13 protein-coding genes and 2 pseudogenes are annotated in these 23,427 nt (G+C 58.7%); 13 read left to right on the forward strand and 2 right to left on the reverse strand.

Features of this window, described 5'->3' with window-relative positions:
* Positions 1-72: 72 nt before the first annotated feature.
* A pseudogene (locus tag PSPTO_RS11590) lies at positions 73-1,383 on the forward strand (imidazole glycerol phosphate synthase subunit hisF); the annotation flags it as partial.
* Positions 1,384-1,538: 155 nt separating this feature from the next.
* Here the strand turns inward: PSPTO_RS11590 and PSPTO_RS11595 are convergent.
* Positions 1,539-2,516 (reverse strand): IS5-like element ISPssy family transposase, encoded by a 978-nt coding sequence (locus PSPTO_RS11595; protein ID WP_007247571.1) that lies wholly within the window; start codon positions 2,514-2,516, stop codon positions 1,539-1,541.
* A 68-nt stretch (positions 2,517-2,584) separates the two neighbouring features.
* Here PSPTO_RS11595 and PSPTO_RS11600 point away from each other — a divergent pair.
* The 5 genes and pseudogenes from PSPTO_RS11600 to PSPTO_RS11620 form a co-directional block, all read left to right on the forward strand.
* A pseudogene (locus tag PSPTO_RS11600) lies at positions 2,585-3,721 on the forward strand (imidazole glycerol phosphate synthase subunit hisF); the annotation flags it as partial.
* A 54-nt stretch (positions 3,722-3,775) separates the two neighbouring features.
* Positions 3,776-6,049: a hypothetical protein gene (locus tag PSPTO_RS11605; protein WP_011103905.1), complete on the forward strand. Its 2,274-nt coding sequence runs from the start codon at positions 3,776-3,778 to the stop codon at positions 6,047-6,049.
* Positions 6,050-6,087: 38 nt separating this feature from the next.
* Positions 6,088-9,078, forward strand: coding sequence for a hypothetical protein (locus PSPTO_RS11610; protein ID WP_011103906.1), 2,991 nt, complete (start codon positions 6,088-6,090; stop codon positions 9,076-9,078).
* Entirely contained in the window at positions 9,075-9,560 is a 486-nt protein-coding gene (locus PSPTO_RS11615; protein WP_005765807.1) for a lipoprotein, read from the forward strand. Before PSPTO_RS11610 ends, PSPTO_RS11615 begins: the two co-directional genes overlap by 4 nt.
* A gap of 90 nt (positions 9,561-9,650) precedes the next feature.
* Positions 9,651-14,339 carry an RHS repeat domain-containing protein gene (locus PSPTO_RS11620; RefSeq protein WP_011103907.1) on the forward strand — a complete coding sequence of 1,563 codons (4,689 nt, stop codon included), beginning with the start codon at positions 9,651-9,653 and terminating at the stop codon, positions 14,337-14,339.
* 101 nt (positions 14,340-14,440) lie between these two features.
* Here PSPTO_RS11620 and PSPTO_RS11630 read toward each other — a convergent pair whose 3' ends face one another.
* Positions 14,441-14,704 carry a helix-turn-helix domain-containing protein gene (locus tag PSPTO_RS11630; protein ID WP_011103908.1) on the reverse strand — a complete coding sequence of 88 codons (264 nt, stop codon included), beginning with the start codon at positions 14,702-14,704 and terminating at the stop codon, positions 14,441-14,443.
* A 243-nt stretch (positions 14,705-14,947) separates the two neighbouring features.
* Between PSPTO_RS11630 and kdpF the strand changes: the two genes are divergently transcribed.
* From kdpF to PSPTO_RS11665, 7 genes are all read left to right on the forward strand, one after another.
* Positions 14,948-15,043, forward strand: a complete 96-nt coding sequence (gene kdpF, locus PSPTO_RS11635; RefSeq protein ID WP_003406089.1) for a K(+)-transporting ATPase subunit F — start codon at positions 14,948-14,950, stop codon at positions 15,041-15,043.
* Positions 15,044-15,045: 2 nt separating this feature from the next.
* Positions 15,046-16,740 carry a potassium-transporting ATPase subunit KdpA gene (gene kdpA / locus PSPTO_RS11640; protein ID WP_011103910.1) on the forward strand — a complete coding sequence of 565 codons (1,695 nt, stop codon included), beginning with the start codon at positions 15,046-15,048 and terminating at the stop codon, positions 16,738-16,740.
* Between the two features lie 7 nt (positions 16,741-16,747).
* Positions 16,748-18,829 (forward strand): potassium-transporting ATPase subunit KdpB, encoded by a 2,082-nt coding sequence (kdpB, locus tag PSPTO_RS11645; RefSeq protein ID WP_161797773.1) that lies wholly within the window; start codon positions 16,748-16,750, stop codon positions 18,827-18,829.
* A gap of 54 nt (positions 18,830-18,883) precedes the next feature.
* On the forward strand, positions 18,884-19,456 hold the full coding sequence (gene kdpC, locus PSPTO_RS11650; RefSeq protein WP_011103912.1) for a potassium-transporting ATPase subunit KdpC: 573 nt from the start codon (positions 18,884-18,886) through the stop codon (positions 19,454-19,456).
* 66 nt (positions 19,457-19,522) lie between these two features.
* Positions 19,523-22,186: a sensor histidine kinase gene (locus tag PSPTO_RS11655; protein WP_011103913.1), complete on the forward strand. Its 2,664-nt coding sequence runs from the start codon at positions 19,523-19,525 to the stop codon at positions 22,184-22,186.
* Positions 22,183-22,875, forward strand: a complete 693-nt coding sequence (locus PSPTO_RS11660; RefSeq protein WP_011103914.1) for a response regulator — start codon at positions 22,183-22,185, stop codon at positions 22,873-22,875. The genes PSPTO_RS11655 and PSPTO_RS11660 overlap by 4 nt, the downstream gene beginning before the upstream one ends.
* 106 nt (positions 22,876-22,981) lie before the next feature.
* Complete coding sequence (locus PSPTO_RS11665) at positions 22,982-23,260, forward strand: lipoprotein (protein ID WP_005765788.1); 279 nt, start codon at positions 22,982-22,984, stop codon at positions 23,258-23,260.
* The last annotated feature ends 167 nt before the right edge of the window (positions 23,261-23,427 follow it).

Here is a 23,427-nt window from a genome sequence, read left to right on the forward strand (position 1 = left end):
CGGTACTGATATCAATAAAATGCCGGTCGCATTTATGCGACCGTTCACCAGCAGCCACATGGAGGTGGCCCCATGGCTAATAACACACTGGAAAGTATCACTGCCTGGATGAAAGACCCTCTCACTGATGTGATGTTGGGCTGGGACTCAATCGCGGTGATGGCTCGGGACGAAGTCAATTACCTGCTGCTTGAGGAGTACATTTCCCGCTTCTCATCCAACACGTATCTGAGTCCGATAAGTGGTGAGGTACCACAGGTCGGTGGCAGGTCGAAGGAAAGCATCCATGATTTTATTCTGGACGCCCCCCGTCTCTCGTTCTCCGACAACGACTTGAGCAAATCCCATGCGTCATTGACCTGCGCCATTCTGAGCGGAACCCAAGTGACGATGACCAACAATGTCGACACCTGGGAGGCGGTCAGGGTCATTCGTGTCGATCCACTGCAGGGGCCGAGGCTGACGCTCGACCTGAGCCTGGACAGGGTCCCGGGGATTGTCGATCTGGATGGCCGGGTCAAGCTGGACCTCAAGGAAAGTGACAACTTCATCCTGACGTTCGCCGAGACGATCGACGACCGGAAACTGGGCGGGGATTTTTTCAAGGACTGGTTCAACACACTCCCGGACAACAAGCGTGTGTGGACGCTGGGGTTCATTAGCGCGGGCAACGTTGCACAGGTGCGCCCCGAGTCGTTCAAGATGCGTACCCAGACCAATCCTGCGGGCTCGCTGGACCCAACTGCGCCTGACTATGGCGACGGCGCTGTTCTTGTGTTCATTCGCATGCAAGGCAATGACGAGGGCGGCGACATCCCGGCGCAATACCGATACCTGATACCGGATGACCCGGGCAAGGGGTATTCCGCCACTGTGTTGTTCGATTCAACACGTCTGGCCAGCATTGTGCTTCCCATTAAGCCAGTTACACAAGCGTTGCGTGCTTTGTTCGATTCCCTCGTCCTCAGGGAAGAGTTCGATGGCACCGGCAACATGATCAAGGCGCAAGGTATCAGCGGTCAGTTGGTAATCCCAAGTGTCAGTGAAGAGCATACTTTCTACAGCGGCGGTGAAAAGATCATTGCCTCTGTTCTCCATACCGGGTTCTGGTTTGACGTAGAGAGTGTCAAACCTGGATGGAATATCGGGACTATCGAGCCTCTCCTGATAGAACTGACTGACCATGGCAGCGCTGCGTTTAGCTGGACAGTAAAATGGATGGACGGCTTATATCTCACGTTGCCGGGTGATAACAATAATGTTCTGGTTATTTTTCGGAATGCGATAACAGAGCTGAAATGCACCTACCGTTTTGCGGAAGATGATGAAGAGGGCTTCGTTCTGACGCCTTCTCTGGACATCACGTCGAGTGCGGTGAACCTGAATACGCTAGGGAAGGTCTGAAGTAGGCATCGATTTTTGACGCTCTCATGGCCTGAGGTTCAAAAAAAGCTCGCCCGATCAGATAATTAGACGTTTTCCGCTCTTAACTCATCGATTTTCCTTCAAACAGCACCTTTCCAAGGCGTTTTTCCGCATTACAGGCGCACCTCTCCCATCGCCAGCAGCCGTTTTCGCACCATCCAAAGGTTCGACAAGGCAAACAGAGTAGCCTGTTGCGCGGTGTTTTTAGCCAGCCCGCGAAACCGGACTTTCGTATAACCAAACTGGCGCTTGATCACGCGAAACGGATGTTCAACCTTCGCCCGTAACTGGGCTTTCGTGAACTCGATTTTGCGATAGACCCGTGCGATCAAACTTTTCTCGCCATGCTTTTTATAACGGCTTGGGCGGGCCGCAATTGACCAGATCATCTGACGATCCTGATGCTCCGCACGCTTGTCCACGCCGGTGTAGCCCGCATCACCGCTGACATAGGTTTCCTCACCATGTAGCAATTGATCAACCTGAGTCACGTCCGCCACATTCGCCGCAGTACCCACCAGGCTATGGACTAAACCCGACTCGGCATCGACGCCGATATGCGCTTTCATGCCGAAGAAATACTGGTTTCCTTTCTTCGTCTGATGCATTTCGGGATCGCGTTTGCCGTCCTTGTTCTTGGTCGAGCTCGGCGCATGAATGATCGTCGCATCGACCACCGTACCTTGGCGCAGCATCAAACCTCGATCACCCAGATAGCCATTGATGACCTGCAAAATCCCGCCTGCCAACTCATGCTTTTCCAACAGACGCCGGAAGTTGAGAATCGTGGTTTCATCGGCGATTCGATCCAGACTCAACCCTGCGAACTGGCGCAGGATCGTTGTCTCGTAAAGTGCTTCCTCCATCGCCGGATCGCTGTAACCAAACCAGTTCTGCATCAGGTGAATACGCAGCATCGCCATCAGCGGATAAGCCGGACGGCCACCTTCGCCCTTTGGATAATGTGGTTCGATAAGGGCAATCAAGCCTTTCCAGGGCACAACCTGATCCATCTCGATGAGAAAGCGCTCGCGGCGGGTATGCTTACGTTTACCCGCGTACTCGGCATCGGCGAAGGTCATCTGTTTCATCAGGGAAGCTCGGTGAAAGGTGTTGGGGTATTTTGCCAAATCAGGAAACCTTTTTCAGAGTTTCCCTAGAGTACCCACCGGTCTTTAACGGCAAGCCGGTGAACAGCCCTTTCCTGTTCGACCTGATTGCACGGTTGAAAGCCGAATCATCGGACGCAGATCTGGACGCTCATAAATCCAGGATCCGGGAAGCATTCCAGCATACGCTCACGCCTTACCTGTCGGTCACGTCGCTTATCCATGAGCATATTCATCTGAATTACAATCAGACCATTGTTGCTGATGTGCTCCGTGCGCCCAGAGATATCGCCGTGTTCGGTCGTATCAACCCTCTGAGGGCCGATTTTTCTATTAGCCCCGTCGAGCAGGTGATGGTTTCCGGCAGCACCCACAAATTTGTCCTGGCACCGGCAGGTACGAATGTTAAGTGGGATGTTGAGTGTTTGCAGGGCAATCCTGAGGATTATGGCGCTATTAATGGGACGGGCGTTTATTACGCTCCGACATTGCCAGGCGATACGTCCTTCAACCGGATGCGCGTCACTGCCACTCATGACACGTCGGGCGTTGTCAGTTCGGCGCTTGTCACGGTAGTGGCCAGCTACGCCACTCTCAACCCCCTGATTCAGATCTGCGAGGTGACCCGAACGGCGGAACTGGCGGCGGGGGAAGTGAATCGTGGCCAATTACTCTGGTCGCTCAAAGAGACCGTGATTGGCGAAGGCGGCGACTTGCGCCCCAGTGCACTGCCCGATGGTGATCATACCTATGTTCCCCGCAGACCCGCGTTGCACGATAAAACCTACGTGCTGGACGAGATCATCGTCACCGGCAAGAGCAACCCCCAGGCCCATGCTTCTGCCTGGGTATTGGTCACGCAAAAGATCCCTTTCCTGACCATCAAGCTCGCAGCGTCTGCGCAGGTAGCTGCCGGTCAGGTGCAACTGCAGGCGTTCGCCAATGGCAACCCTCTCGACCCGGCGTTGTTCAAGGTCTATTGGGACATTGGCGCGAAGCTCACCGGGGAAATCAGTGAGACCGGGCTCTATAGCGTCGCGCAGAACACGACCGACAGATTCGTGCTGATTTTTGCCTGGGCCATGCACCCCCTTTTTGGAAAGCTGGAGGGGCATATCATCCTTCCGTTACCACTGGGCCGGTTTGCCCAGGAGTTGGGCATGATGAGCGACAAGACAGCACCCTGAGCGCATTAAGCACATCAGGGTCACAGGTACATCAACATCACAGGAGGTGATGTCATGGCAGGTCACACGGCCGAAAGTCTATTGGCATGGATGAAAGATACAACCCGGTTGCGAGGCTGGGATGCGGTCATCGCGCTGGATGGCGCAAAGGTCAACGGTATGCTCGACGAGACGTATCGGCTCGGAGTGGAGCAGGGGCGGTCCCGCCCCGTGCCGAATGGGAGCGTCACCATTCCCGATACCCAGACATCCCATTTTTTTTCGGGTTGTGTACTCGGTGCGCCAGCCTTGTTTTTCAAGCACATCCCGATGGAGCGCGCTGCACTTGCATGGCAACTGTCATTGCTCGGCGGCTTGCACACCGTCGTGGAAGATATTCATGGGCAGCACATCATTCAGAGAATCGCCGCCTACCAGCCGCTCGACGCTCCTCATCTGAATCTGGATCTTGCGCTGGACAGTCAAGGTCCGAACCTGCTGCTCGACCTCGGCCAAGGGGCCAACGCGACGCTGGATTTTGCCGGTACGCCAGTTGAACAACGCGCGATCGGCGAGTTTTTCCAGAGCTGGTTGAGCAGCCCGGACAATCAGGAACGCGTATTCAAGCTGAGCGTGTTCAGCGACCAGAGCAACGAATTGCTCCAGGTCCGCAGGATAGACGTGCGCTCACAGCTGGAAAGCCCGGAGGCCGAGCCTGGTTCCAGCAAAGGCGCCCTGCTGCTGTTCACCACCATGGCATATGGCGTGACAGGCGGGCTGCCTGATGAAGATGCCGATTTCCGTTACCTGATCCCCAATGACGACAAGGCCGGGTATACGGCAACCGCGGTGTTCTCCGCACATGCGCTGCACCGTGCCGCATTCGGGCATGCCGTTATGCAGCTGCTGCAAACCAATGATTTTGAATTCATCGTTTCTGACGACAGACCGCTACAGCGGATGATCGCTCAAGCTGGTGTGTTCGCTGTACCGAAAAGCGAGTACGAGAGTGCGGATTTTGCCTTCAGGTCAGAAACGTTCAGTGTTCAGGCGTTCAACCGTCAGCACCCGTTGACCATTGACTTTGAGTACAACCAGGTCACGCAGAACTGGAGTTTCCCCTGCACCCTGGATTTCAGCTACCGGGCGCTGAGTGGCAGCCAGTGGCAGTCGCGCAATGCAACGTTCAACGTGAGTCTCAAACATGAGTTTCATCTGACTGCCGACGACTCTGAAGCGCAGGCGATGGAAGGGCATCTCTACACCCCCTATCTTTATGACGAGCACGTCACCCCGGTTGCAGGTCTGCTGGACGACCTGAGTGCCGGGGAGGAGCGGCAGATCAACGGATTCGTGGCTTACACCGTCAAGCACGCACTACTTAAAGGGTTCAGCCAGACACTGGACGCCGGTGGGGCCGAGCGTTTTCTGGACAACTGGCAATTGTCGGGGGAGCAGAGCCTGCAGCCCTTGCGCCGGCAAATGCCTTATGACCTGGCCGTGTTCGGTCGAATCGTTGCAGCACCGGCGGCGTTCAGCGTCGTCGAGCAACAGGCGGTGGTCATCGCTGGAGAAACCCTGCAACTGACCACCCAGCCGGCTCGCGAGGGGCTGGAGTGGGATGTGAAAATTCCGCCGGATGGCATCGCGGGCAGCTACGGCTCCATCAGTAAGCAAGGCCTGTATAAGGCACCAGAGTTACAAAACATGCCTCAGCACTTTCAGCGTGTTCTGGTTGAGGCGGTGGATCCTGTGACCCTTGCGAGCAGCACCGTGTTGATCACCGTTGTAACCAGCGCCATTAGCGTCAACCCGCTGATTGAAGTGTGTAATCACGATGAAAGAGTAAAGCTTTCGGCCAGTCATTCGCGTGGAGGTGTCCTGAAGTGGGATATAGCCAGTCGCACGCCTGAAAGCGGCACCCTGGAAGATGATCCGCAGGGTGGCAAGTTTTACGTAGCTGGGCCAGCAGGGCAGGGCAAGACTTACGTACTGGATCAGATCACCGTCAGCAACGGGCAAAGTATCCAGGGGATCAAGGTGCTGGTACGTCGACACGCCCCGACGCTGGTGGTCAGGGTGGTCACCTCCTCTGGAGGAAAGGTCATCATGCAGGCTTCCGGCAATAACGTTGCGCTTGAGGTCGAGTGGCGTCTTGACGGTCCGGGTTGTTTAGAAACCGATGGTTTGAACGGTGTCTACACCAGCCTCCCCGGGGAGCCGGAGCGTTTTGTCGTGATCTTCGCCAGTTACGAGGACCCCTGGGGGTTCGGCACGATGCAGGGGCATCTGATTCTGCCGCTGCCATTGAGTGATTCTCCTGCCGTATTGCAGGCGCTGGCCCGCTAATCAAAGCGCAGCCAGAGTGCTGCGCGGAGGGTAATGTAATGTCCAACTCCATGAGAGATGTTCTGGATAAACTGAGCGCCGGCAATGGCACTCAGGGCTGGGGGGCTATTGCCGCGATCAGTCGCAGTGATATCAACCAGCAATTGCAACAGCAATACGTAGAACGTTACCAGCGCCTTGCCTTTGTGCCGCTGTTCAGCGGCGAGGTTGGTGCGAACGACCCCATGCTCGATACCCTGACGCTTGCGGGCGTCGAACTGGGTGCACCAACCCTTTCATTTCAGTATGAACTGTCAGGAGAGGTCAGTGTTGTCGTGGCGATGAGTATCGTCGCCGGGCGCTACAGCAGTCTTCACCATGTGTCGGGCGGTGCAACGACCGTGTCCGCAAGCTCCAGGGTTACCAAGTCAATGGGGTTCATGCTGACGCTGAGTGTCCGGCTTTCAACCGATGACACTGGCCGAGTGACGTTCAACCTTGCTGAAGGGTATGACTTTGGCTGCAACCTGGCGGGGCTTGATGAGGCCAATAACCAGCGCCTGGCGACACTCTTTGCCGACAGATTTCAGCAGATTGCGCTGCACCGCGGTGTCTTCTCGGTTGTACAGGTGCAGCTTGCACGATATTCGGCGCAGGCCGTTGAAAGTTTTCAGATACATCCCGTGGTTGCGCCCGGTGCAGACGTCCCGGGCGCGGAGAACTTCGGTGAAGGCGCGTTGCTGCTGCTCATGCGCTTGAGCGGCCATCTCGACCAAGGGCAATTCCCGCCATCAGAAACACTGCCATATCCGATACCTGACGAACACGGCACTGGCAATCAGGGCAAATATGGCACCGTGCTGATGCTTTCCCGGGAAGCGATGTCGGACGTTGATACCAGACGCTTGCCCATTCTCGACAGTTTGCGTTTTACCAGCGGCGACACATTTACAGCGCTCGAACGCTACTGGCACGATGATCTTGTGGTGTTCGGCACTCTGCGTGCAACGCAGGCCAGCGTCACACCCTTATTCACGACCATCAAGGCAGGGCAGACCCAGCGCTTCATTCTGCGTGACGGTCAAGGTCAGGTGATACCGTTGACGGACTGGAGCGCGGTCAGCCTGCAAAGCCATACAACTGCCGGGCACGGTAGCATCTCGGCTGACGGCCTCTACACTGCACCAGCTCCCGAAACGATTGGCCATGACCTGCTGCGCGTCGTGATTACCGCTACCTATAATGATTCAGGTGTCACGCGCACTGCTTCGGCGTTGTTGGGGGTGGTGTTCGAGAGCATGGCACTGGTGCCACGGGTGGCGGTCGTTGCGGGTGGCGCTGAGTCCATGCACCCCGTATCGCTGGGCGCTTCGACGCTGGACGCAATCCCGGTCCAATGGCGGCTGAGCGGCCCGCAGTATGGCGAACTCGGCATGGATGGCGGCGTGAGGTTTGTCGCAGATGCCAGATCCGGAAAAAAAGCGTTGGTCGCGCAGCATATTGATGCGCTGGGGAGCGAGACCGGCCTTGCTACCGTATTGATAGCCAATGGTCAACAGCTGTTGCGTGTCGAGCCCCCTTTCGTGGCCCGCGCGCGCAGACGTCAAGCGGTGCAGTTGAAAGACGACAGCGCACTGTTGCCAGGTCTGCGGCGACGCTGGAAGGTCATTGGCGGCGCTGGCACTGTGGACCCGCAAGGGTTATTCATGCCGCCCGATGTGTCGGTTGTTGCCAGTAGTGTGGTGAGCTGTGAGGTGGTGAACAACGGCGTAGTCCTGGCGTGCGGCTACAGGGTGATCGAGCTGTCCGAGATGGATGAGGAGCCTAGCTGGAAAGAGCTCTCGATGTTCATCATTCTGGTGCCAGGCGGCACCGATAATCAGCGCGAAGGGCGCCTTTACCCCAACGGCTATCAGCAGCTCAGGCTGCAGGTCAAGACTCAGACCATGCCGGTTGATGGTATCGATTACCCACTGAGCGTCATTGAAAGGGCGTCCATGCTCCTGGTCAATGAAGACGGCAACCAGAACCTTGAGTCAGTCAGCCCTGAGCTCGACGGTATATCCGAAGAGGACACAAAAGCCTGGCGCGTGAGTTTGCTACGCAACCGTTTCGAGCTGGCCGGGCCGGGGCTTGGCGCAGAGGAGTCGGACCTGAACGCTCCGGTGATTGTCACTCAGAACTTCTACCTGCACAGCCGGGAAGACACTGCGTTTATCGGAAATTTCTACGCCACCTTCCAGAAGGACGACGGCCAATGGAAGACTTCGCTTGAACTGGAGGACATCAACAGCCTGGTGCAGATAACCCCGCGACAGCTTCCACAGTTCGATAAATTCAATTATATCTTTGTGCCTACACGCGCTACAGGCGCGGGGGGCAATCCTCTGCCCGAGCCGCCACCGGCGGGCGATCCAGATGATCCATTCGATTTCGAGCTGAAAACGGTTGACTACTGGGCGCTGAGCGTCCGCTATCCCGACACCGGACAGTGGGTCAAATTCGAGACGCTGGAATTTCTTGCGGTCATTGACAGTCAGCGGCCCAACGAAGCGGCGAAACGCAGGCGGTCAATGATTCTATGGGAAAGCGAGCAGGCCGCAGAAATCATGTTCAGCTGGACAGGTTATATATTCGACGATGCAGCGGTGAAAGATGATGCGCGCATGATCGGCTTCGACACACAGCTGGAAAAGCTATTAAATAAAGACACTTATCTGACGGTTCCCGTCAAGGTTACCGAGTTCGAAACGGGCAAGTTGGTGATCAGCTTGCATCGGACATACCCGGTTGTATTTATCCCGGCAAGTCCTCCGCCTCCGCCCCCCACGCCGCCGAATCCGCTACCCGAGGCTCCGGCGCGGGATTACCTGTCTGGCTCGCTGGCGGTCAGGCTGCTCGATACTCAGGGTAATGTCCACAAGCGAATGATCAGTTTTCTGCCGCAAGGCCAGGTAGGCAGGCGTAATCGACTTCAGCATACCCAGTATTCGCCGCCCGACAGAAACGAGACGTTTAAACAATCCGATGACAGGGAGTCATACCCATGAATACGCTGATCAAAACCCTTGCAGGTCTGGCGCTGGCCAGCCTGGCAAGTTGCACGCTTGTGTTTGACGGTAGTCAGCCTCCTGCCGCTGACCCTGTGCCCAGTCGCACGATCAGACTTGCAGAAAATAGCGACGGTGGAGGTAACAACTGCAGTTTTACCGTAAAAACCGAATCGGTCTGGCTTAATAAAGAAGACCATTCGTGCAAGAACGACGAAATGAGCTACATAAAGCTGGATAATGTTCGCTCTGCGGTGTTGATACAACTCCGCTCCAATGACTGCAACGAAGACAAAGGCTGGACGTTCACGTTGCGCACCTACATTGAGCCTATTACGACGCTCTGGATATCCATCGATCAACTCAGGGGCCAACCCGCCAATACCATCGTCGCAAAGGGTGTGCTACTGGTCGAGGGCTACAGTGGCGACGAGAATATAACAGGCAAGTTGTCCTGCGTTAATGTGACTGAATCAACTTGATAATCAGTTCGGCTAAGCAGGCATGAAGTGTTATATGCCTGCTCTGCCGACGTGTGACCACGTATTCATTTAGCGCCAGGAGTTCTGGACATGACCACCTCGACATCCGTTCATTCCAATGCCTTCAATTTCATGAGTTACCTTCAAAGTGGTGTGGACCCGCGCACCGGGCAGTACACGGTGTCCATTAACTTGCCCGAGGTCAAAAGCAACGGGCTGCGCGGCCCGGTTGTACCGTTGGTACTGAGTTATAACCCGCTCAATGTGCAGGACAGCGGGTTCGGCCTTGGCTGGAACCTACAACTGTCACAATACGATCCGGGCACCCGGATCGTATCTCTGGGCAGTGGAGAAACCTTCAAGGTAGAAGGCTCCCTTGGGGACCAACTGTGGATGCCTGAAAAGAAGCTCGACAGCTTTCACTTCTACAAACAGGACGACACCCGTTACCGGGTGGTGCACAAATCCGGTCAGGTGGAAGAACTTGAGGTACTTGGCAGTCTGGGTAATCGCATTGCCTTGCCGGTCCGCATCTATTCACCCGAGGGGCATGGTATTACGCTGCACTATGCGTCCTTCGGTGCTTATCAAATGCTCAGCGAAGTTGTGGATGATGACGGTCAGGTGATTCTCACAATCACTCGCGACAGTACCTCGGTGCGGTTACTGCTTTATGGGGCCCCGAAAGCCGACGCAGAGTTTGTGATGATTCTGAGCGGCTCGAACCGTAACGTGGCAAGGATCGAATTGCCGACCGCCAACAAGGCTTCCTGGCGTTTTACCTACAGCATTATTCGCGGCCATTCATGCATTGCCTCGGTGGATACGCCTGTCGGGGGGCATGAAGATGTCTTCTATCAGGACTCCGGGCATCAGTTTCCCCTCAGTGCTGGCCGTGAACCGCTGCCGCGGGTTACTCGCCACCTGACAACGCCCGGGTTTTTGCAGCCTGAGGTCGACGTGCGCTACGCCTACAAGGATGGCGCAGGGCGCGAGCGCAACTTTCTGGGGGCGGGCCTGGATATCGCCTGGGAAGATAATGGTCTGGATAACCTGTATCGATACCTTGGCGCAGCGCCATACCTGTATTCATCGACTGAAACCCTGCGTGTCAACGATGTGGACGTACGCAGCATCGAGCGTGTATTCAACCAGTTTCACCTGCTGGCCCTGGAAACCACGCGCCAGAATCTCAGCATCCTGGAAGTGGACACTCGCTACTACATTGAAGAGGGGAAGCCGTTTGACCTGCAACCCAACTATTGTCAGTTGCCCAAAGAGGTCAGGACGACCTGGCGATTGTCACCAGATGGCAGCGTGCCGCGTACCGAGATCGTCAGCAGTGACTATGACAGTTACGGCAATCTGTTGGCTCAGACTCAGGCTAACGGGGTGACCGAGACGAGTGAATGGTACTCGGTCAGCGGTGAAGACGGCTGCCCGCCAGACCCCGATGGCTTTGTGCGTACCCTCAAGGCAAAAAGCGTTGTTCCGGCGCAATCTGATTATGGCCACGCGCTTGTCCTCGTCACCCGCTATCGCTACAAGGCTTTGCCTGCGCTTGCAGGCAGTGGCCAAAACCTGTGGCTTGCAGCAGAGAGCGAAACGCTGCTGCAGCAAACCACTGATGGCGAGAAAGAGCTGCAACAGACAACGTACACGTATATCGAAGATAACCCGTACGACGCGTTCCAGTACGGGCGCATCCGTCACCAGTCGGTGACCCTGGAGGGGCTGAGTACCACGACTGACTATCGTTACGACCTTCTGCAAGATCCCGATTTTGACCAGACCGTGCAGCAAACCGTACAGATCGTCACCGGTTTTGACATGACACAGAAAGTCATCAGGCTGGAACACTCGCTGTTCACCGGCGAGCCTTTGCTCAATCGCGATGACAACGATGTGGAAATTCGTTATGACTACGACAATCTGCGGCGCGTAGTCAGTGAAACAGTCTCGCCGAACAAGGAGGAGTACAAGGCAACCAGACACTATGAGTATCAGCTTTGCGCCGTGAAGACCGATCAGGCCGAGCAGAGGTTGTTTGATGTCAAGAATGTGCAGACTACAAGCCGCTTTGATGGTCTTGGTCGGGTCATTTATGAGGCTCGCGCCGACGCCGATAATCCTGATGTTCACCGCCGGCTTGACCTGCGTCAGACGTATGAAGCTGCGTATGACGCCTGGGGAGATAAGGTTGAGGAAACCAGTTACGACTGGCTGGACCAGCAGAAACGGGCCCTGACCAACTATTTCGAATATGACGACTGGGACCAGCAGCTAAGCGTCACGGGGCCGGACGGTGTAACGACAATCGAGCAAACCGACCCCGTCGGCACGCAGGCTTCCAACGGCCCGATCCAGCGCCGCTGGACTGAAAGCAATGACGGGCTGCAGACAAGCGAGGTCAGCGAAACCTGGCTCAATCTGTTCGATGAGCCGACTCGTAGCGTTCGCCTGGATCGGCTGGACTGGTTAAGTGAACCGGTCAGCCTGAGCCGTTACCAGTACGACGGGCTGGGGCGCCTCGTCAAGGAAGTCTCCGGTTTGCCAATCCGGGAACGGAGCACAACCTACGGCTATGATGTTTTTGATCGAGTCACGGCAAACACGTTGCCAGACGGGGCGGTCGTGCGTCGCCGCTATGCGCCCCACAGCGGCGAAGACTTGCCGGCCTGGATCGGTGTCGATCATAACGGCAAGAGCAGTGTACTGGGCGAGCAGAAGTTCGACGGGCTGGATCGCATCGTCACCTCCATCACCGGAGGACGCGAGCGTGAGCTCAGCTACACGTCCGACCTGATGCAACCCAAGACAGTAAAACTGCCCAGCGGACGACAGATTGATTATGACTACCTGCCTGAGCTGGGTGATGAACCGCTGAAGCGTACCCAGTCCGACACCGTTGCCAGGCTGAAACTGACCGCCGACTACACGTACGACCCACAAAATGCGCGCCTTATCGGTTCCTCCGAACAGGGTGAAGAGTTGCAGCGTGAGTATTACAGCACCGGGTCACTGAAGAGCGAGCAGCGTACCTCCCAAGGTATTGAAAACACGATGCACTACCGCTACAGCCGGCTGGGTCTGCCGCTGTCCTATATCGATGTGCTGGGCCAGGAGCAACTCAGCGTCTACGACGATTTCGGGCGTTTGGCTCAGACCTCGCTGGGGGAAGTGGTTTCGGATTTCACCTATGACACGTTCGGCCGTACGGCCAGCATCGCCACGCTGGACAGTTCGAGCAATGGCCAGGTGGTGATCAGCCTGGAATATGACGCCCAAGGGCGTGAAGCGCAGCGTACGTTTACGATCAATGGCGCCAACCAGCAAATGGTTCAGGTTTACGATGATGTTGACCAGATGGTCAAGCGAACCCTCAGCGAGGGGGCGGTCATCATTCGCGAAGAGCACTATGGTTACGATCTGTGTGGCCGCCTGACGCAATACGATTGTTCAGGTAAACAGCGGCCGGTGGACCCCTATGGCATGACGATTAGCCGCCAGGTGTTCAGCTTTGATGGCCTGAACAATCTGACCTTGGTCACGACTACGTTTGACGGTGGACGCAACCGGGCGCGTTACTTTTACGAAGGCATTGACCCGGCGCAATTGACCCGGGTGACCAATACACAACTTGCGTGGGTGAATGCCCGGTTGATCCCGGTGAACAAAAATGACAGTACCTATCCGCCGGAAATCAGGCTGACCTATGATCCGGACGGCAACCTGATTACCGACGAGGCTGACCGCCTGCTCAGCTACGATCCGCTTGGCCGACTGCTTGAAGTGAGTATGCCTGCCGGTGATGTTCGTTATCGTTACGACCCGCAGGACCGCCTGGCAGGTGAAACCGGTGAGCAGCGCTTTTATCGCGACGGGGTGCTGGCCAGTCAACTGGGCGCAAGTCAGAACAGCACGTACATGCGTGGCGACGGCTACCTCCTGGCTGAGCAACAGGGAAGTGACGCGCTGCTGTTTTCCACCAGCATCAGCAACAGCGTGTTGAGCGAAGTTCATCCTGACGGGGTCAGCAACCGGTCTTATACCGTATACGGTCACAGCAGCGGTGACGATCCTCCGGCCGGGAGGCTGGGGTACAACGGCGAATTGCACGAGACCGATACCGGCTGGCAATTGTTGGGCAATGGCTATCGGGCGTATAACCCGGTGTTGATGCGCTTTCATAGTCCGGACAGCTGGAGTCCGTTTGGCGAGGGCGGGTTGAATGCTTATGCGTATGGGGAGGGGGATTCGGTGAATGGGGTGGATCCGACGGGGCACGGATGGTTCAAACTACCTAGGATATTTAGGACTCGAAGACTCGAGAAGCAAGCGTGGAAGGCTGATAAGAAAGAATTCTGGAGGTTGATTGAGCAAGATATAAAAAATGAGGGGCTAGAAGGTCGCTATGCACAGGCCTATCGAGATCTTCAAGCAAAAAGCGCTAAAAATAATAAGGCTTATATTTCATCTCTGGTGAAACACAGACGGGAAAAAGCGCTGGAGGCTGAAACGCTAAAGGCGAATACAGGCGATGTCATGAGTTCCTCGAGAGAAGAAAGCTCTATTACGCCAAAAGCGGAGGCCTCGTCAGGTTCGATCTCCAACTTGGGAGGGTTTTCAGGCAGCGACAGGGATGTAGGTTTGCGTAATGTCAGTTCCGCTAAGAGTGAGGTTTTAAGGCGTCAGGATTTTGTGAGGAATCCTATCTTGAAAGAGGTTGAAGGCATAAGATTTAATGCAAACAGTGAGCCTGGGTTTAGTGGTTATTAAAAACTAATTGTTGTGTTGTTTGATAGGTATTTAAAATTAGAATACATAGTCTTTTCTATGATCGGGTCGCCTGCCTGAAAACAGGCGATCTGAATGTTTACTCACTCCACCAAAATAACCCCCTGCCTGATCGCCATCACCAGCGCCGCCTTCAACGACGTCACCCCGAACTTGCGGCGAATATTGCTGGTATGAAAGTGCACGGTCGCTTCCGAACAGCCTTGTATCCGTGATATCTCCCACGCCGATTTGCCGATCGCCACCCACTCCAGGACTTGTCGTTCCTTGACCGTCAACTGGACATCGGGGGGCGTTTCCTGAGAGGGCGGTGGAGTGCCGGGTGGTTTGCCCTTGTCGCGAAGCATAGTGAAGTCCTTTCCCTGAAGATCGCTGCATCACGATACCCCCGCCGTCAACATCGCGAACCTGACATAAATGACAGCGCTGACGGCCTTGCATGCGCCGCAGGGTCTGGCCTGTAGCGTTTTTTTACAGCTTCTTTACGCTCGGCGCCCGTTGTCGATCTCGCGTCTTTACAGCCTTGCTGCAGACAATCATCCCACGCGGCCTGCGCCGTAACCGGTTGTTGCCTGATGGGGAAAATTTCAATGAGCGTTATGGATGGTATCTCTCTGTTGATGGGGGTCGGGCTGTTCATCTATCTGCTGGTGGCGCTGTTGCGCGCCGACCAGAGCCAGGAGTGATCATGCACAGTTACGATTATCTGTTGATCCTGGCCTTTCTGGTCCTGCTGCTGGCGCCTGCGCCGTGGCTGGGGCGTTTCTTTTATCGGGTCATGGAAGGCGAGCGCACCTGGCTGAGCCCGGTGCTGGGGCCGGTGGAGCGGGCCTGCTACCTGATCTCCGGCGTTGACCCGAAAACCGAGCAATCCTGGAAGCAATACGCCTGGGCCTTGCTGGCGTTCAACCTGGCAGGTTTTGTCGTGTTGTTTGCGATGCTGATGCTGCAAGGCCTGCTGCCGCTCAACCCGCAGCAGCTGCCGGGCATGGAGTGGTCGCTGGCGTTCAACACGGCGATGAGCTTTGTCACCAACACCAACTGGCAGGCCTACAGCGGCGAAGCGTCGCTCAGCTACCTGAGCCAGATGGTCGGCCTGACCGTGCAGAACTTCGTCAGCGCTGCGACTGGCCTGGCCGTGCTGGTCGCGCTGTGTCGCGGCATCAGCCGTCGTTCGTCGCACAGCCTGGGTAACTTCTGGGCCGACATGACCCGCGCCACGCTTTACGCGCTGCTACCGATCAGCATCGTGCTGGCGGTGTTTCTGGTCTGGCAGGGCGTGCCGCAGAACTTCGCCCATTACATCGACGCTTTGACGCTGCAAGGCGCGGATCAAAGCCTGCCGATGGGGCCTGCTGCCAGCCAGATATCGATCAAGCAACTGGGCACCAACGGCGGTGGCTTCTTCGGCGTCAACTCGGCGCATCCGTTCGAGAACCCGACCGCCTGGAGCAACCTGTTCGAACTGGTGTCGATCCTGCTGATCCCGGCAGCGCTGGTGTTCACCTTCGGCCACTACGTCAAGGACATGCGCCAGAGCCGCGCGATTCTCGGCTGCATGCTGGCCTTACTGTTGATCGGCGGCGCGGTGTCGTTGTGGGCCGAGTACCAGCCCAACCCGGCGCTGAATATCGCAGGCGTCGAACAGACTGCGCCGCTGGAAGGCAAGGAAACCCGCTTCGGCACCACCGGCACGGTGCTCTGGTCCGTGGCCACCACGGCGGCGTCCAACGGTTCGGTCAACGGCATGCATGACAGCCTCAACCCGCTGGCCGGCATGGTCGCGCTGGTCAACATGATGGTCGGCGAAGTGATCTTCGGTGGCGTCGGCGTCGGCCTCAATGGCATGGTGCTCAACGTACTGATCGCTGTGTTCCTCGCCGGTCTGATGATTGGCCGCACCCCGGAATACCTGGGCAAGAAGCTTCAAGCGCAAGAGGTCCGGCTGCTGGTCGCGACCTTGCTGGTGATGCCTGTCGGCGTGCTGGTGCTGGGCGCGATTGCCGCCAGTCTGCCTGGCCCGGCAGGTGCGATCAGCAACCCCGGCCCGCATGGTTTCAGCCAGTTGCTGTACGCCTACACCTCGGCCACGGCCAACAACGGCTCGGCGTTCGGCGGTTTCAGCGCCAACACCGTGTTCCACAACCTGATGCTCAGCCTGGCGATCTTCATTGGCCGCTTCGGTTACATCCTGCCGGTGCTGGCACTGGCTGGCAGCCTGGCCATGAAGAAAACCGCGCCTCAGGGCCAGAACAGCTTCCCGACCCACGGCCTGCTGTTTGTCACCCTGCTGACTGTCACCATTTTGCTGGTGGGTGGCTTGACCTTCCTGCCGACCCTGGCACTGGGGCCGATTGCCGAACACCTGAGCCTGGGTTTCTGAGGAACCGATCATGAGCACTACTGAAGTTTCAAGAAATGCTGCTGCAAAAGCCGCTGATCCACAGGCCGTCAACGAATCAGCGAAAACCGGCATCGCCGCCCTGTGGCGTCCGGCGCTGGTGCAGGCCTTCGTCAAGCTCGACCCCCGCCAGCTCAAGCGTTCGCCGGTCATGCTGGTGGTGGAACTGACTGCCATTCTGACCACCGTGCTGTGTGTCATCCCCGACCCGCAGGTGCCGACTTCGGTCTGCGTGCAGATTGCCCTGTGGCTGTGGTTCACGGTGTTGTTCGCCAACTTTGCCGAAGCACTGGCTGAAGGCCGTGGCAAGGCGCGCGCTGACAGCCTCAAGGCCGGTAGCGAAGGGCTCAAGGCGCGCATCCGTGACGAAAACGGCAGCCTGCGCACGATCAATGCCAGCGAGTTGCGCAAGGGCGATGTGGTGCGCGTCGAAATCGGCGAAATGATTCCCGGTGACGGCGAAGTCATCGAAGGCATTGCAGCCGTCAACGAAGCGGCGATTACCGGTGAATCCGCGCCGGTGATTCGCGAATCCGGCGGCGACCGCTCGGCGGTTACCGGCAACACCCGGCTGGTGTCCGACTGGCTGCTGATCCGCATCAGCAGCAACCCCGGCGAATCGACGCTGGACCGCATGATCGCGCTGGTCGAAGGCGCCAAACGTCAGAAAACCCCCAACGAAGTGGCGTTGGATATCCTGCTGATCGGCCTGACGCTGATCTTCCTGTTGGTGGTCATTACCTTGCAGCCGTTCGCCCATTTCGCCGGTGGCAGCCTGCCGCTGGTGTTTCTGGTGGCGCTGCTGGTGACGCTGATCCCCACCACCATCGGCGGCCTGCTGTCGGCCATCGGCATCGCCGGTATGGACCGTCTGGTGCGCCTCAACGTGATCGCCAAGTCCGGGCGTGCCGTGGAAGCCGCAGGCGATGTGCACGTGCTGTTGCTGGACAAGACCGGCACCATCACGTTCGGCAACCGCCGTTGCGCTGCCGTCTACGCAGCACCTGGCGTGACCCCCAAAGAGCTGGGCGAGGGCGCGTTGCTGGCGTCGCTGGCCGACGACACGGCGGAAGGCAAATCCATCGTCGAGTTCTTGCGCGAGCAGCACCCGATGAACGAGCCGACCCTGGGGTCGGTGACGGCCGTGCCGTTCAGTGCTGACACACGGCTGTCCGGCGTGGACTATCAAGGCCATGTGTACCGCAAGGGCGCGGTGGATTCGCTGCTGGCGTTCATCAACATGCAGCGCAGCGAGCTGCCGCCGGCACTGGCACGCGAAGTCGACAAGATCGCCAAGACCGGTGGTACGCCGTTGCTGGTTTGCGCCAACGGTCGGCTGCTGGGCGCCATCCACCTCAAGGATGTGGTCAAGCCGGGCATTCGTGAGCGCTTTGAAGAACTGCGCAAACTGGGCATTCGGACCGTCATGGTGACCGGCGACAACCCGCTGACCGCCGCGGCAATTGCTGCCGAAGCGGGCGTTGATGATGTGCTGGCAGAAGCCACGCCGGAGAAGAAGCTGGAGCGGATTCGTCAGGAGCAGGGCGAAGGCCGACTGGTGGCGATGTGCGGCGACGGTGCCAACGATGCGCCTGCGCTGGCCCAGGCCGACGTCGGCATGGCGATGAACGACGGCACCCAGGCGGCGCGCGAAGCGGCCAACATGGTCGACCTCGACAGCGACCCCACCAAGCTGCTGGACGTGGTGCAGATCGGCAAGCAATTGCTGGTCACCCGTGGCGCGCTGACCACGTTCTCCATTGCCAACGACGTGGCCAAATACTTCGCCGTGCTGCCGGCGCTGTTTGCCTCGATCTACCCGCAACTCGGCGTGCTCAACGTCATGCAGCTGGCCAGCCCGCAGAGCGCGATTCTCTCGGCCATCGTCTTCAACGCGCTGATCATCGTCGTGCTGATCCCGCTGGCCCTGCGCGGCGTGCGTGTGCAGGCGGCCAGTGCGGCTCATCTGCTGCGTCGCAACCTGTTGATCTACGGCCTGGGCGGCATCGTGGTGCCGTTTATCGGTATCAAGCTGATTGACATGTTGCTGGTCGGTCTCGGCCTTGTGTGAAACCTGTGCTGCATGCCGGTCGGCATGCAGCCTTACCTGATTGAGGATGTGCAGATGTCCAGTGTATTGCGTCCGGCCTTGAGCCTGATCGTGTTGATGAGCCTGATTACCGGCGTGGCGTACCCGCTGGTGGTTACCGGAGTGGCGCAAGTGGCGTTTCCCGCGCAGGCCAATGGCAGCCTGTTGTATGACGAGGCGGGCAAGGTGCGCGGCTCGGCACTGATCGCCCAGTCGTTTACCGGCGACGAGTGGTTTCAGTCGCGCCCCTCGGCGGGCGCTTTTGCGACGGTAGCCAGTGGCGCGAGCAACTTCGCGCCGAGCAATCCGGCACTGGCGACCCGCGTCACCGAGGATGCCGCCAAGCTGGCGAACGCCGCGCAAGGGCCCGTGCCACTGGCCTTGCTGACCACGTCCGGCAGCGGTCTGGACCCGCACTTGTCACCTGAGGCCATTGCCTGGCAGGCCGGTCGCGTGGCGGCGGCCCGGCAGTTGCCGCTGGATAAGCTGCAGGCGCTGATCGACGCCAGCACCCAGCGCCCACTGATCGGCCCACCGGTGGTCAACGTGTTGACCTTGAATATGAGCCTGAATCAGTTACCTTCTGCACCGCGTAACGCGCAGTTGTAACAAATTGCGCCGTGCCAGCAATCGCTTAACTAAGCTGTCAGTAATAAAGAGAGGGTGGTAACCAACTTGAGTGATTCCGGTCGAGCTGACGCATTGTTGGCCCAGTTACCCCGCGAAGGCCGTGGGCGGCTGAAAGTTTTTCTCGGCGCGGCGCCTGGCGTCGGCAAAACCTACGCCATGCTCCAGGCAGCCCACGCGCAGTTACGCCAGGGCGTCAGGGTGATGGCGGGCGTGGTGGAAACCCACGGCCGCGCGGAAACCGAGGCGTTGCTCAACGGCCTGCCGCAACAGCCCTTGCTGCGCACCGAATACCGCGGCATGACCCTCGAAGAAATGGACCTCGACGCGCTGCTCAAGGCGGCGCCGAGCCTGGTGCTGGTCGACGAACTGGCGCACACCAATGCGCCCGGCAGCCGGCACACCAAACGCTGGCAGGATATTCAGGAATTGCTCGCGGCCGGCATCGACGTCTATACCACCGTCAACGTCCAGCACCTGGAAAGCCTCAATGATCAGGTGCGCGGCATCACCGGCGTGCAGGTGCGTGAAACACTGCCCGATTGGGTGTTGCAGGAAGCCTTCGACCTGGTGCTGATCGACCTGCCGCCGCGCGAGCTGCTCGAGCGCCTGCGCGACGGCAAGGTCTACGTACCGGAGCAGGCGCGCGCTGCCATCGACGCCTTCTTCACCCAGACCAACCTCACCGCGCTGCGCGAAATGGCCATGCAGACCGCAGCGGCGCAGGTCGATAACGATCTGGCGCAGGGCTATCGGCAATTGGGCCAGTCTGCCCCGGCGGTGCGCGGGCGGATGTTGGTGGGCATTGATGGCGACATGCATGCCGAGCGTCTGGTGCGCCACGCCAGCCGGGTGGCCCAGCGTCGTCATCTGCCTTGGAGCGCGGTGCATGTGGATGACGGGCAAACCCTCGACGAGCAATCGCGGGCACGCTTGCAAAACGCCCAGCAACTTGCCGAGCGACTCGGTGGTGAAGCGGTTTCGTTGCGCGCCGGGGAAGTTGCCAGAACGCTGGTGCAGCATGCCATCGAACGGCGTGCCAGCGTGGTGCTGGTCGGGCAATCGCGGCGGCACTGGCGACGCCGGGTGTTCGGTGGTGGCGTCGCGGCGCGTTTGCTGCGCGAAGGGCACGGGCTGGAAATCTCGGTGCTCGATGACAGTGAAGAGCTGCCTGATCAACCGCCGCGTGCGCGCCCGGCGCGCGAAGTGGTGTGGTTCGACTACGGCCTGGCTTTCGTCGCCACGCTGATCGCCAGTCTGGTGGCCTGGGGTGTGGCGGGGGTGCTGGCGCTGCCCAATATTTCCCTGATCTTTCTCGCCGCGGTGCTGCTGGTCGCCGTGCGCAGCAGCATGGGGCCGGCGCTGGCCTGTGCCGGATTGTCGTTTCTGGCTTACGACTTCTTGTTCATACCGCCGAGTTTTTCCCTGAACATCCAGCGCGAAGAGGACGTGCTGACGCTGTTGTTCTTCCTGCTGATGTCGGCGCTGACCGGCAAACTGGCTGCTCGCCAGCGCAGGCAATTGCAGGCGCTGCGTGATACTCAGGAACAGACCAGCGAGCTGCTCGACCTGTCGCGCAAGATGACCGCCGCCACTGACCGCAAAGCGGTACTCAACGCCGCCGAACAGCATTTTTCCGGCTGGAAGGAGCTGTACCTGTGCCTGGTGGATCGCGATACGCAGGGCGGCCTGGTGGTCGAAACCGGCGGGCCGCTGACGTTTTCGGAAGCCGAACGGGCAGCGGCCGACTGGGCGTGGCAGCACGATCAACCGGCAGGCAGCGGCACCGGTACGCTACCTTCGGGTCGCTGGTGGTGGTGGCCGATTACCGCAGAAGAAGGGCCACTGGCATTGCTGGGTGTGTGTGCACGGGAAGGGCAGTCGTTTACCGATCAGCACAGACGGCTGCTGGCCGCACTGACTCAGCCACTCGCCCAGGCCTTGGCCCGTGCGCAACTGGCGCAGGAGCTTGAGGCGGCGCGTCTGCACGGCGAAACCGAGCAACTGCGCAGCGCCTTGCTGGCCTCGGTGTCGCACGACCTGCGTACCCCGCTGACCTCGATGCGCGGCAGTATCGACAGCCTGCTAGCGCTGGGCGAAGCCATTGCGCTGGAGGATCGCCGCGAGCTGCTGGAAGGCACTCGTGACGAGGCTGAGCGCCTGGACCGCTATATCCAGAACCTGCTGGACATGACCCGTCTGGGCCATGGAGCGCTGAAACTGGCGCGCGACTGGGTGTCGCCTGCCGATATTGTCGGCAGCGCGCTGAACCGCCTGCGTGCGGTGCTGACGCCGTTGCAGGTCAGCACGCAGGTCACCGGCGACTTGCCGTTGCTGTATGTCCACGCGGCGTTGATCGAGCAGGCGCTGGTCAACGTCCTGGAGAACGCGGCACGTTTTTCACCCCTCGGCGGGCGCTTGCAAGTAACGGCCGGCGTGGTCGACAGCGAGCTGTTCTTCTCGGTCAGTGACGAAGGGCCTGGCATCCCCGAGGATGAGCGGGCGAAGATTTTCGACATGTTCTACACCGCCGCTCGCGGTGATCGCGGCGGGCAGGGCACCGGGCTCGGCCTGGCAATCTGTCAGGGCATGATCGGCGCGCATGGCGGACGGCTCACGGTCGAGGAAGGCATCGACGGGCTGGGTACGCGCATCACGTTGTTTCTGCCGCTACAGGCCCAGCCTGACGCTGAAATGGAGGAACCCGCTTGAGTCAGACGGCAACCATTCTGGTGATCGACGACGAACCGCAGATTCGCAAATTCCTGCGCATCAGCCTTGTCTCGCAGGGCTACAAGGTTCTGGAGGCGGCGACCGGGACCGAGGGGCTGACCCAGGCGGCGTTGAACAAGCCTGACTTGCTGGTGCTGGACCTGGGGCTGCCGGACATGGACGGTCAGCAGGTATTGAGCGAGTTTCGCGAGTGGTCGGCGGTGCCGGTACTGGTGCTCTCGGTGCGCGCCAGCGAAGCGCAGAAGGTCCAGGCGCTGGACGCCGGGGCCAACGATTACGTGACCAAGCCTTTCGGCATTCAGGAATTTCTGGCCAGGGTCAGGGCCTTGCTCAGGCAGGTCTCGGGCAGCGACAAGCCCGAGTCGGCCTTGAGGTTCGGTCCGCTGACGGTGGATCTGGCCTATCGTCGTGTGCTGCTTGATGATCTGGAAGTGGCATTGACTCGCAAGGAGTACTCGGTGCTGGCACAATTGGCCCGGTATCCGGGGCGGGTCATCACCCAGCAGCAACTGCTCAAGGATATCTGGGGTCCGACCCATGCCGAAGACAGCCACTACCTGCGCATCGTAGTCGGGCATTTGCGCCAGAAACTGGGCGATGACCCGACCGCGCCGAGGTTCATCATCACCGAGGCCGGGATCGGCTATCGATTGCTCGCGGACAGTTGATGGCCTGAACATGAAAACAACGATTGCGGCGTCCGGGCCACGGCACTTTTAGTGCGCCCGACCGTCAAAGCCGCACACCCCACATTGATCCTTGAGGTAACACCGCATGAAAGCCTTTATCTGTCTGCCATTGCTGGTCTTTGTTCTTGCAGGTTGCGCCGGCAAGACCGGGTATCGCGACAGCTGCGGCACCCAGATCGACGCCGCCTGGCATGAGCTCGATCTGGCCAAGGCCGAAGGCTTTGCCGGAACCGTCAGTTACTCCAAGGCCCTGTCGCTGCTGACCGGCGCCAAGACCCAGCAACAGTTCGAAGCCTTTGAAGGCTGCACCGAAAAAGCTGAAAAAGCCCGCTTCTACATCCGCGAATCCCGCGCTGGCCGCTGATAGCTGATCCTGCACCGCGTCGCAACGGCATGGCGACGCGGAAAGTTCGCACGATAATTGAGATTATCGTTCCTCACGCTCCAGCGTAGGAATGCCCTGGGTGACGCTCTGCGTCACAAATTTGCGCCGCGCCGAGCATTCAAGACCGGACGCAGAGCGTCCAGAAC

The organism is Pseudomonas syringae pv. tomato str. DC3000 (assembly GCF_000007805.1).
Classification (GTDB): Bacteria; Pseudomonadota; Gammaproteobacteria; order Pseudomonadales; family Pseudomonadaceae; genus Aquipseudomonas; species Aquipseudomonas avellanae.

What these genes read in the sequence shown, in the direction of transcription:
- PSPTO_RS11595 (WP_007247571.1), bottom strand. Translation starts at nt 2,516, where the DNA reads ATGAAACAGATGACCTTCGCCGATGCCGAGTACGCGGGTAAACGTAAG.
- PSPTO_RS11605 (WP_011103905.1), top strand. Translation starts at nt 3,776, where the DNA reads ATGGCAGGTCACACGGCCGAAAGTCTATTGGCATGGATGAAAGATACA.
- PSPTO_RS11610 (WP_011103906.1), top strand. Translation starts at nt 6,088, where the DNA reads ATGTCCAACTCCATGAGAGATGTTCTGGATAAACTGAGCGCCGGCAAT.
- PSPTO_RS11615 (WP_005765807.1), top strand. Translation starts at nt 9,075, where the DNA reads ATGAATACGCTGATCAAAACCCTTGCAGGTCTGGCGCTGGCCAGCCTG.
- PSPTO_RS11620 (WP_011103907.1), top strand. Translation starts at nt 9,651, where the DNA reads ATGACCACCTCGACATCCGTTCATTCCAATGCCTTCAATTTCATGAGT.
- PSPTO_RS11630 (WP_011103908.1), bottom strand. Translation starts at nt 14,704, where the DNA reads ATGCTTCGCGACAAGGGCAAACCACCCGGCACTCCACCGCCCTCTCAG.
- kdpF (WP_003406089.1), top strand. Translation starts at nt 14,948, where the DNA reads ATGAGCGTTATGGATGGTATCTCTCTGTTGATGGGGGTCGGGCTGTTC.
- kdpA (WP_011103910.1), top strand. Translation starts at nt 15,046, where the DNA reads ATGCACAGTTACGATTATCTGTTGATCCTGGCCTTTCTGGTCCTGCTG.
- kdpC (WP_011103912.1), top strand. Translation starts at nt 18,884, where the DNA reads ATGTCCAGTGTATTGCGTCCGGCCTTGAGCCTGATCGTGTTGATGAGC.
- PSPTO_RS11665 (WP_005765788.1), top strand. Translation starts at nt 22,982, where the DNA reads ATGAAAGCCTTTATCTGTCTGCCATTGCTGGTCTTTGTTCTTGCAGGT.